Source organism: Bifidobacterium cuniculi, assembly GCF_000741575.1.
Taxonomy (GTDB): domain Bacteria; phylum Actinomycetota; class Actinomycetes; order Actinomycetales; family Bifidobacteriaceae; genus Bifidobacterium; species Bifidobacterium cuniculi.
Map to the genome: position 1 here is coordinate 55,250 of NZ_JGYV01000024.1, position 10,720 is coordinate 65,969.

Annotated in this window: 8 protein-coding genes; 5 read left to right on the forward strand and 3 right to left on the reverse strand. The window is 62.7% G+C overall.

The features are described from left to right. Positions 1–30: 30 nt before the first annotated feature. Positions 31–780, forward strand: a complete 750-nt coding sequence (locus tag BCUN_RS09560; protein WP_051921008.1) for an SDR family oxidoreductase — start codon at positions 31–33, stop codon at positions 778–780. Positions 781–1,131: 351 nt separating this feature from the next. On the opposite strand, the gene BCUN_RS09565 is transcribed toward BCUN_RS09560, so the two are convergent. Further along, entirely contained in the window at positions 1,132–2,307 is a 1,176-nt protein-coding gene (locus tag BCUN_RS09565; protein WP_051921009.1) for an RNA-guided endonuclease InsQ/TnpB family protein, read from the reverse strand. A 122-nt stretch (positions 2,308–2,429) separates the two neighbouring features. On the opposite strand from BCUN_RS09565, the gene menA reads away from it, so the two are divergent. Together menA and BCUN_RS09575 are read left to right on the forward strand one after the other, a co-directional pair. Then, positions 2,430–3,410: a 1,4-dihydroxy-2-naphthoate octaprenyltransferase gene (gene menA, locus BCUN_RS09570; RefSeq protein WP_051921010.1), complete on the forward strand. Its 981-nt coding sequence runs from the start codon at positions 2,430–2,432 to the stop codon at positions 3,408–3,410. Positions 3,411–3,495: 85 nt separating this feature from the next. After that, positions 3,496–4,236, forward strand: a complete 741-nt coding sequence (locus BCUN_RS09575) for a phosphoglyceromutase (RefSeq protein ID WP_033516340.1) — start codon at positions 3,496–3,498, stop codon at positions 4,234–4,236. A gap of 137 nt (positions 4,237–4,373) precedes the next feature. Here BCUN_RS09575 and BCUN_RS09580 read toward each other — a convergent pair whose 3' ends face one another. Together BCUN_RS09580 and BCUN_RS09585 are read right to left on the reverse strand one after the other, a co-directional pair. Then, complete coding sequence (locus BCUN_RS09580; RefSeq protein ID WP_033516339.1) at positions 4,374–5,609, reverse strand: ATP-binding protein; 1,236 nt, start codon at positions 5,607–5,609, stop codon at positions 4,374–4,376. Between the two features lie 156 nt (positions 5,610–5,765). Next, entirely contained in the window at positions 5,766–7,148 is a 1,383-nt protein-coding gene (locus BCUN_RS09585; protein WP_051921011.1) for a 3'-5' exonuclease, read from the reverse strand. A gap of 508 nt (positions 7,149–7,656) precedes the next feature. On the opposite strand from BCUN_RS09585, the gene BCUN_RS09590 reads away from it, so the two are divergent. Together BCUN_RS09590 and BCUN_RS09595 are read left to right on the forward strand one after the other, a co-directional pair. Further along, complete coding sequence (locus BCUN_RS09590; protein ID WP_051921012.1) at positions 7,657–9,600, forward strand: oleate hydratase; 1,944 nt, start codon at positions 7,657–7,659, stop codon at positions 9,598–9,600. A 5-nt stretch (positions 9,601–9,605) separates the two neighbouring features. Next, entirely contained in the window at positions 9,606–10,595 is a 990-nt protein-coding gene (locus BCUN_RS09595; protein ID WP_033516349.1) for a zinc-binding dehydrogenase, read from the forward strand. Positions 10,596–10,720: the final 125 nt, after the last annotated feature.

Here is a 10,720-nt window from a genome sequence, read left to right on the forward strand (position 1 = left end):
TTTGCGGACAAGACGGAAGGAAAAACAACCATGACACAAGACGCACCCAGGCAAGGCACGGCGCGTACCGCAGTGGTCACCGGCGCGGCAGGCGGCGTGGGCAGCCACACCGTGCACACGCTGGCGTCCCTCGGATGGCGGGTCGTCGCCGTGGTACGCACATCGCAGGACGCGGGCAGTCTCGAGCGGATAGACGGCGTCGAGGCGACGGCAGTGGATCTGTCCGACACGGACGGCCTGTCCGCATGGGCCGAAACGCAGCTGGCGCCACGCCTGTCCGACGGACTCGACCTGCTCGTCCACGCCGCTGCAGTGGCGAGCGTCGGGCCGGCCGCCGACGCCGACGCAGCCACCTGGCAACGGGTACTGCGCACGAACGTGGCGGCACCGGCCCTGTTGACGGGCGCGCTGCTGCCGCAGGTACGCGCTGCGCGCGGCACGATCGTGTTCATCAACTCGGGCGCGGGGGAGCGGGCAGTGCCGGACCACGCCGTGTACGCTGCCTCGAAGCATGCCTTGCGTGGCTATGCCAACACGCTGCGCCTCGAGGAAGCGGGCCACGGCGTGCGCGTCACCACCATCTACCCCGGGCAGATCGACACGAAGATGCTCGCCGGCATCGACCGTACACTCGACGTGCCCTTCGAACCCGACCGCTACATCCGGCCCCAGACCGTGGCCGACACCATCGCCTGGGTGGCCGGCCTCGGCCCCGACGCGCACGTCACCAACCTCGACCTGCGCCCCAGGCAGGAGGTGGGCGCAGAATTCAACGTGTGAGCGGCCTCGGCGGCGAGCCGTTTGCGCCACTGGAAGCACCCGAATGGGCGAAATCGGCTTCGGAGAGTCGTTTTTCTGGCATACCCCTCAATATCGTCTCTGCGAATCGTTGGAAAATGGCGGTTCGGGATTGCCGATGCCGAGGGGTGTCTCCGAAAAACGACTCTCCGAAGCCGATTTCGCTTCGTTTGGGTGTCCACGGTGGCACAATGCGCTGTGTCAACTACCGCCGCTTGTAGAAGCGGCGGCTTGCCACTGTCCAGCAGTGCGAACGCAACATGTTGGTTAATGTTGCTTCTGCCTTTTACTTCTTCCCTCGCCGTAACGAGAGTTTCGGTGGGTGACGTTGCATTAAGGACGGTTGACAGCGCCCTGTGAGACAGAATCATGTTCTGTTTCAACCGTGTCGGATGGTACTAGCATGTTGATTCCCTTCCGATACAGATTCATTGCTGCCACACGGTCATCGTTTGACCTGTAGTGGCAGTTCTTGCAAGTAAAGAGATGGAGACGCTTATTACGGTTCGCTCGTTCCGTGTGCCCACACTTGGGGCACTGTTGACTCGTGTATGCTGGGTCAACTTTCACGACTTTTTGGCCGTGGAGTTGAGCCTTGTAGGTGAGTTTCTGTTCGAGGTCGTAATGCGCCCACGACACCATCACGTACCTGTCTCGTACTCGTACCTTTTCGGTGGCATTGCGGATTCCGGTGAGGTCTTCCAACACGAACATGGTGCCTTGAGGGTTGTTGGTGACGAGTGCCTTAGCGATGCAATGGTTGATGTCTTGCATCCAACGGTTTTCTCGATTCCCTATCTTCTTCAAACGCCTACGTGCGCTGGCAGTGCCCTTCTTTTGCAACCTTTTTCTCAGGTTCTTGTAGTGGGCACGCTTCGATTTAATCTTCTTACCCGAAACAAACCCGCTCTTGCCATGACTGTCGTAGGTTGCAGTAAGGAAGTTGATGCCACGGTCGATGCCGACCACATGGGTCACATTCGTATCCTTCAGTTCAGCAACATCTATGGTGACAGGAATGTGCAGGAAGTATTTGCCATGCTTGGATACCAACTTGGCAGTACCTAGTTTATGAGTACCGTTCAAGTACTGTTCCATAGTTGTATCAAAGTAGGCAACTTTGATACGGCCTTGCAGCGTATTGACGCTAAACACGTTCTTCCTCAACGTGTAATCACGGTTGTAACACAAATCCAACTGCGGTTTACGAAAATCAGGACGAGTCCACTTACCTGTCGGCTTGTTCACTCCAGTCGTCTTCAACGCCTTGTACTTGGCAAGAACAGTTTTGGTGACTGAGCAAGCCATTTGGCTCGGCAACCTATAATCGGAGCGTAGCATGGCATAGTTGGCTTGATGGACGTTTTTCTGTACCGTGTCATGGGATTTTTGCACGTATTGAGCCACGTGATTACATGCTTGACGGTACGCATCCAACGTCGCATCTAACAACGCTTGCTGTTCGCTAGTCGGACGAATACGAATTTTCGCAGTGATAGTAACGAGCATTTCACCTCCTCTCACTACTCACAAGAAAATTTCACTAATGCTATAATTATAGCATGTTTAGAGAAGAAAGGAGAAGGGCGATTCATCTCCCACCTGAAGAGGTGGGAGTATCCTCACCCAACATGATGAACCTCCACCAGATCGTCCTCGGCGCCCGTGTGCGCACCCTCGCCCTGTTCGTGGCACCCGTAGCGATGGGTGTGGCTGCCGCTTGGCATCTCCTGCGCGCGCACGGTACCGCGTCGTCCGGCCGCACCTGGCTGCTTGCCGTGCTGTGTCTGGCCGTCGCCGCGTTCCTGCAGATCGGGGCGAACTACGCCAACGACTACGCCGACGGCATCCGCGGCACCGACGCGCACCGCGGGGGTGCCGGCACGGTCGACCCGGATGACGGCCACGTGCCCGACTACGAGGAACTGCACGCGCCGGTACGACTGGTGGCGTCAGGCGTGGCGCCGCGCGCCGTGCTGACCGCTGCCGCCGCGAGCGCCGCACTGGCCTGCCTGTGCGGACTGGTCGCCACGGCACTCACCGGGCACTGGTGGCTCCTCGCACTCGGTGCAATCTGCGTGGCCGCCGGATGGTGCTACGTCGGCGGCCCCCACCCGTACGGCTACCACGGCTGGGGAGGGATTGCCGCCTTCGTCTTCTTCGGGCCCGTCGCCACCGTCGGCACCACCTACGTCATGAGCGGCACCACCGACCTGTTCAGCTGGGTCGGGGGAGTGCTCGCCGGCTTGGTCGCCCTCGCCATGATCGGCGTGAACGACATCCGCGACCTCGACACCGACCGGGAAGCCGGCAAACGCACCCTCGCAGTGCGCATGGGGCACACCGCCTCCCTGGTGTGCCTGACCGCGATGCTTGCCATGGTCGGCGTGGCGATGCTCGCCGCCACCATTTGGCTGGGCGTGCGCGGCGACGACAACCCGGACATCTGGTGGAGCTTCTGCGCCGTGGTCGGCATGGTGGCCGTCGAGTTGCTCGGCTGGTTCGCCGTACGCGCCGCCTGGCAGGGGGAGCATATGCGAGCCATGCTGCTGCTGTCCGAACTGGCGCTGGCGCTCGCCGTGAGCTTCGCCGGGTTTGCGCTGGCGTTGTAGTTTCGTTTCGGCCCGGCTTCGTGTGCTGTGCGAAACACGACAGGCCGGTACCGTTTTGGCACCACTGGCCGGTAGACTGAAGGGCATGACCTACAAACTGGTACTGCTCCGACATGGTCAGAGCGCATGGAACAAGACAAACCAATTCACCGGCTGGGTTGACGTCCCGCTGACCGAGCAGGGTGTCGAGGAAGCCAAGAACGGCGGCCGCCTCATGAAGGAGAAGGGTGTCCTGCCGGACATCGTCTTCACCTCCCTGCTGCGTCGCGCCATCAACACTGCGAACATCGCCCTCGACGAGGCCGATCGCCTGTGGATCCCCGTGAAGCGCGACTGGCGCCTCAACGAGCGCCACTACGGTGCCCTCCAGGGCAAGAACAAGACCGAGATCCGCGAGGAGTACGGCGACGAGAAGTTCATGCTGTGGCGCCGTTCCTACGGCACCCCGCCGCCCGAGATCGACCCGGACGACGAGTACGCCCAGAACCACGACCCGCGCTACGCCGGCGACCCGGTGCCGGAAGCCGAGTGCCTGGCCGACGTCGTGGCCCGCGTGGAGCCCTACTGGGAGTCCGACATCGTCCCTGAGCTCAAGAGCGGCAAGACCGTCCTCATCGCTGCGCACGGCAACTCCCTGCGTGCCTTGGTGAAGATGCTCGACGGCCTGACCGAGGAAGAGATCGCCAAGCTCAACATCCCGACGGCCATGCCGCTGGTCTATGAGCTCGACGAGAACTTCAAGCCGATCAAGAAGGGCGGCGAGTACCTCGATCCCGAGGCCGCAGCCGCCGGTGCCGCCGCCGTGGCGGCGCAGGGCCAGAAGTGAGCCTCGCGGCATAGCCAAGGGCGGTAAAGGGGGTTCCCTTGCACACGTGCAAGGGAACCCCCCTTTTGCGTATACCGCCAATCCATGCGTCGGTACTGGCGATCCGAAGTCGTACCGATGCGTACAAGTTCGAAGATTTAGCGGTTCATCAGCCACTCGGGAATGTACTCAATGCGTATGCCTTCCTCCGTCATGCCGGTATCAAGGCGATTCAACGTCAATACCAGGCGTTCATGGGCATCGGTAAGCGCTTGCAGTGGCTTGAGCTCACGCGTGCGCACGCGGTCGTCCAACATGTCGAGCGTTACCTGGATATACAGTTGTTTCGTGCCGAGGCGCGCCACGAAGTCAATCTCGCTGCCGCTGTCCCTGGGCTCGCCGAGATCGCCGACGGTCACGGCATAACCGCGCCGTATGAGCTCCATGAACACGATGCCTTCCAGCTGCGCCCCGCGATCCGAAGCGGGGTTTCCGGTCGCCAGGTTCCTGAACCCGTTGTCCACTGGATACCATTTCCTGTTCGGATTCAGCAGTGCTTTTCCGCGAAGGCGTTCCTGAGGTGCGGCATAGAGCAGGAACGCATCGCTCATTGTCTCCATCCATTGTTCGACGGTGTTGCGCGAAATGGAGGCGTTGCTCTGCTTCAGCGCATTGGCGACTTTCGTTGCGTTGACCAAGCTGCCAGAGGTGCTGAACAGATACTGACATAGTCTTCCCAACGCGGCCTTGTCGCGGATTTGGCTACGTGCTGCAATGTCTCGGTTGACTACGCTTTCGTAGATATCGGTCAATGTCTCTGCCCAGGTGGTGCCATCGGGCGCTCCTTGTTCATAGATGGCCGGCATGCCGCCGTGCCGCATGTATCCCAGGAAGAGTTCTTCCAGGGAGTGGGAGGGGGTCGACGACTGGAAGTGGGTGGCGACTTCCACGAAGGACAGAGGTTGCACGTGGATGCTGATGTACCGACCGGTCAGGAGCGTTGCCAGTTCGCTGGACAGCAGGTATGCGTTCGATCCGGTGATGTAGACGTCCACGCCATCTGTTGCCTCCAGGCCGCGTACGATACGTTCCCAACCGTCCACTTCCTGAACTTCGTCAAGGAATACGTAGAAGGGTCCTTCTGCTTTCCCGGCCATTGCGTGCGAGATTTCCTGATGAAGATCTCGGGCGGAATAATCAAAGAGATATTGGAACTCGTCGAGGCGGCGTATGAACACGTTTTGTTGCGGCACGCCGGATTCGACAAGTCGCCGCGCGAATTCCATGAGCAACGTACTCTTGCCGCAACGACGCACGCCGGTGAGTACCTTGACGAGATCCCTGTCACGGTACTTGTCGAGATGGTTCATGAGATCGGGACGCTCGATAAACATATGTTCAGTATACTGAAGATTTTTCCTTTGTTGAGTAAAGATTTTCAGTATGCTGACAATTCTCGGTGCCTGTTCCAAGGCATGGGCAGGGACTTGGATTGGATCGACTCAAGCCGAATCTGTGTCAATGCAGTGGCTGGCAATCTGGAAAGTGCGTCATTCCCGGGAGAAGAACCGATTCGCTGCTGCCTGGAACAGCATGATCTCGTCGTCGCTCGTCGACTCGTCGTCCGCCATGACCGGCTCGCCCTTGGCGAAGCGGTCATGCAGTTGGGTGAGGTGACGGTGGAGTGCTTCCATCATGATGTGCGTGTCCTCGAGGCCCAGGTGCCGTTCGTCCTCGCCTTGGTCCAGGGCGAGCACGCCGCCGTCGGCGGCCGGCAGCCGTACGCCTTGCGCGGCGTCGATCGCCCCATGCCGGCGCGCATAGTCCTCCAGGGTGAAGCCGCGCGAGCGGTAGTCGTCCGCATGCACGGCCACCATGCGCGAGTCGAGGATCCGTGTGCGCCCCTCGCGCACGGCCTCGGCGAAGCCGGCGCAGTTGTTCGTCAGGAAATGCCGCTCGAAGCGGGCATGGTGGGCGACCATCGTGGCGCCGTCCAGCACGTCCATCATCCGGCGTTGTGCTGCCACGTCCTCCTGGAAGGGCATGAAGCCTTCGAGCTGCGGCACGTCGATGCCGTTGAGCTCCACGGTTTGGCGCCGCAGTCCCAATGCGGCGCGCTCGGCGCTGATGCCGTAGGTGTGCCGCTGGGCATCGAAGGCGCGCCCGTCGGCCAGGTCGTAGCGTTCCCAGCCGGCGTCCACGATGTAATCGGAGTAGGGGCTCAGGCCGGTGGTCTCCAAATCGATGCCCACCAGCACGCCACGCGGTGCCGCGGCGCCATACGCACGCACCATGGCTTCGCTGGGCCGCATCCCCTGCGCCTCGGCATCCTCCACATCCTGCCGGACCTCTTCCACGGCGCGGTCCTGCAGCAGTGCGATTTCCCGGTATACCGGCGTCGGGTCGTCCAGTTCGTTGCCACGGAAGCGCGGTGTCGCCTTCGGCTTGCGCCGGTGGTAGGTGCGCTTGGGCGCGGTGGGGCCCAGCACGTCGGCACGGATGCGGGCTGCCGCGTCGGCGCCGATCGTCCGTGCGAGCCAGTCGAGCTCGTCATGTGCGTCACGCAGTTGCCAGGTGAGCAGGCGCATGGCGTCGGCGCGCGCCGGGGCAGGAGAGTGCGGCGCATACCACAGGCGTTCCATCGCCTTCGCCGTGTCATGCACTTCCTGCCATGCCGCATAGGAGTCGCGGTACAGCTCGGCGGCGTCCGCGCTGCCGCCGTTGATGGCGGCGCCTTCGACGGATCGTCGCAGCGGACGCATCGCGGCCGCCGTGAGCATGTCGCCGACCTGCGTCAGGGCGTCGCCGCGCTGCGGCGTGCCGTCGGCGGCGGCCTGCCAGGCGTCGGCGTCCTGCGACGCGTGCGCGGTCAATCGCAGGTACTCCTCGCGCCCCGCATCGGTGCGGGCGACCATGTCCATGGCATCCTTCATGCGAATCCTCCGGAAACTGGCAAACGGCAACCCACCCAGCATATACCGGAGGCGTCGGCATGTCGCTGTGCCCGGGAACCACACTGCAGAACCGCATGCGGAAAAGTGCAGTTCCCGTTTGGCCGATAGGACAATGGAACCGTACATGACACAAGGCCAAACAAGAGCAAGGAACAGGCGGATGACCAATGGATTCGCACTCGCCGGCACCGCCATTGACGCCACTTCCGAGTTCCGGGTGGGGGTGTCCTCACGCCCGGCCAGACGCTCGGTCGCTGACCGTCGCCATGCGCCGGACGGGCGGGAGCCGGCTGGCGCATGGCGGGAACGTGCCTCGCCTGCCATGCGCGCGGGGCACATTTTCAGGCGATGTACAGTCGGCTCGCTGTCAGTGAATATCGCCGTCCCTCACAGGTCACGGGCCCACAATGGGGGCACAGACCGCGCCGAGATCCGGTGCGGCGAACGCGAATCCCGGCGGGCCCCGGTCGGTCGGTGAGGAGGAACCATGTACTATTCCGCAGGAAATTTCGAGGCATTCGCCCATCCGAGGAAGCCGGAGGGGATCGAGGACAAGAGCGCCTACATCATCGGCACCGGCCTGGCTGCCCTGACGGCCGCCTTCTACCTGGTGCGCGACGCGCAGATGCCGGGAGACCACATCCACGTCTACGAGAAGGACAAGCTGCCCGGCGGCGCGCTCGACGGGGCCTTCATCGCCGGCGAAGGCTACGTCATGCGCGGCGGCCGCGAGATGGACAACCATTTCGAGGTCATGTGGGACGTCTACCGTGACGTGCCGAGCATCGAGGACGAGCACGTCTCCATGCTCGACTACTACTACTGGCTCAACAAGGAGGACCCGAACTACTCGCTGTGCCGCGCCACCGTCAACCGTGGCCAGGACGCGCATACCGACAACCGCTTCGACGTCTCCGACGAAGGCTGCATGGAGATCCTCAAGCTGTACCTGGCGACCGACGAGGAGCTCGCCAACAAGAAGATCAGCGACTACTTCGACGACAAGGTGCTCGACACGAAGTTCTGGATGTACTGGCGCACCATGTTCGCCTTCGAGAACTGGGATTCCGCACTCGAGATGAAGCGGTACATCCACCGTTACATCCACCACATCGGCGGCCTGCCGGACTTCTCGGCCCTGCGCTTCACCCGCTACAACCAGTACGAGTCGATGATCCTGCCGCTCGTCAACTACCTCAAGGCACACGGCGTGCAGTTCCACATGCAGACCTCGGTGGACGACGTGACCTTCGAGATCAGCCCGGACGAGAAGGGACCGGTGCGCGCCTTCACGAATGTCGCGATGGACGAGGCCCAGCGCGCCCAGGCGGAGAATGGCGCCTTCAAGCGCAACCCGTACGGCACCCCCAACAAGAAGGTCGCCAAGACCTTCGTGACGACCGACCTGACGACCGGCAAGACCACCACGACCGAACTGACCGAGAACGACCTCGTCTTCATCACCAACGGCGGCCTGGTGGAAAGCACGACCGAAGGCAACCAGACCACGCCGGCCGGTTTCGACCCCTCCCTCAAGCCCGGCAACGGCTGGGACATGTGGAACCGCATCGCCGCCGTCGACCCCAGCTTCGGCCATCCGGAGAAATTCATCTACGACCCGAACCTGACCAAGTGGATGAGCGCCACCGCTACCACGCTCGACGACGCAATCCCGCCCTACATCGAGAAGATCACCGGCCGCAGCCCCTTCGGCGGCCACGTGGTCACCGGCGGCATCGTCACCGTCGAGGACTCCAACTGGCTCATGAGCTGGACCGTCAACCGCCAGCAGCAGTTCCGCGACCAGCCCAAGGACCAGGTCAGCGTGTGGATCTACGGTCTGTTCGCGGACAAGCCAGGCAACTACGTGCACAAGCCGATGCAGGAATGCACGGGCGAGGAGATCGCCCAGGAGTGGCTCTACCACATGGGCGTGCCGGAGGACCGGATCGAGGACCTTGCCAAGAACCACTGCAACACGGTGCCGGTCATGATGCCGTACATCGACGCCTTCTTCATGCCGCGCGAGCTGGGCGACCGTCCGGACGTCGTGCCCGACGGCGCGGTGAACTTCGCCTTCATCGGCCAGTTCGCCGAGGAACCGCGCGACACGATCTTCACGACCGAATACTCGATGCGCACCGGCATGGAATCCGTGTACACGCTGTGCGACGTGGACCGCGGCGTGCCGGAGGTGTGGAACAGCGAATACGACGTGCGTGACCTGCTCAACGCGGCCGTCAAGCTGCGCGACGGCCAGCCGTTGACCACGATGGGCAACCATGCCATCGAGCACGGCGCCATCAAGATGGCGCTGGGCCGCACCAAGGGCACGGAGATCTACGAGATGCTCAAGGTGTTCGGCGTGGTCCAGGATCACGAACACCCGGTGGACATGAAGCCGGGCATGCATCTGGACGAGGCCAGGTGAAGGCCATGAAGGCATATGTGCTCGAGGACGCGTCCTGCGTGACGCTCGGTTCGGTCACCCTCGACGAGGTGCCCATGCCCGAACCTGGCCCGGGCGAGGCGCTGGTCAAGGTGCACGCCGTGGGACTCAATCCGGTGGACTGCAAGCTGGTGGCCTCGCACGACGATGCCTGGACCTACCCGCACGTGCTCGGCCTGGACGCGGCCGGTGAAATCGTGGCCCTCGGCGAAGGCGTGGACGACCACTGGAAGGTGGGCATGCGCGTCTCCTGCCATGGCGACCTGCGACGCAACGGCTCCTTCGCGCAATACGTGGCGGAACCCACGTATGCGCTCGCACTCATCCCCGAGGGCGTGACGTACGAGACGGCAGCCGGCCTGCTGTGCTCCGCCATGACCGCCTACCAGGCCATCAACCGCAAGCCGAACCTCAACCTGGTGCGCACCGCGCTCATCCAGGGCGGTTCCGGCGCGGTTGGCGGCATCGCCCTGCAGCTGGCGAAGATGCACGGCGTCACGACCTTCACCACCTGCTCCACCGGGAAGATGGACGCGGTGCGCGAACTGGAACCGGACGCGGTCATCGACTACCGCACGGAAGACGTGAGCACGCGCATCGACGAACTCACCGACGGCATGGGTGTCGATTTGGTCGTGGACACCGTCAGCGCCGTGGAGGCGACCCGCGACCTGGACCGCCTCGCCTACAACGGCCAGCTCGTGTCCATCGTGGGCACGCCGGAGCCGCAGCCGGGCGCACTGTTCGAGCGGGCGTTGAGCGTGGAGATGGTCAACCTGGGCGGCGCCCACGCATCCGGCAACCCCGCCGAGCAGCGAGACCTGGGAACCATTGCCACCGACCTGCTGCAGATGGCCTCGATGGGCCGGATCGACCCGCTGGTGCACACGGTCCTGCCCTTCGAACGACTCACCGACGGCCTGGCCCTGCTGACCGACCACCAGGTGACGGGCAAGGTGGTCGTGACGCTGGACTGAGAAACCTCTCGTTTTTCCGTGACTTTTCTCGGGGATTCCGAAATTAAAGCGGGCACCCGGACGGGGGTGAATCCCGACTTAAAGCGGGCACCGGGTCAAAGAACTTTTGAGTTCTTTGACCCGGT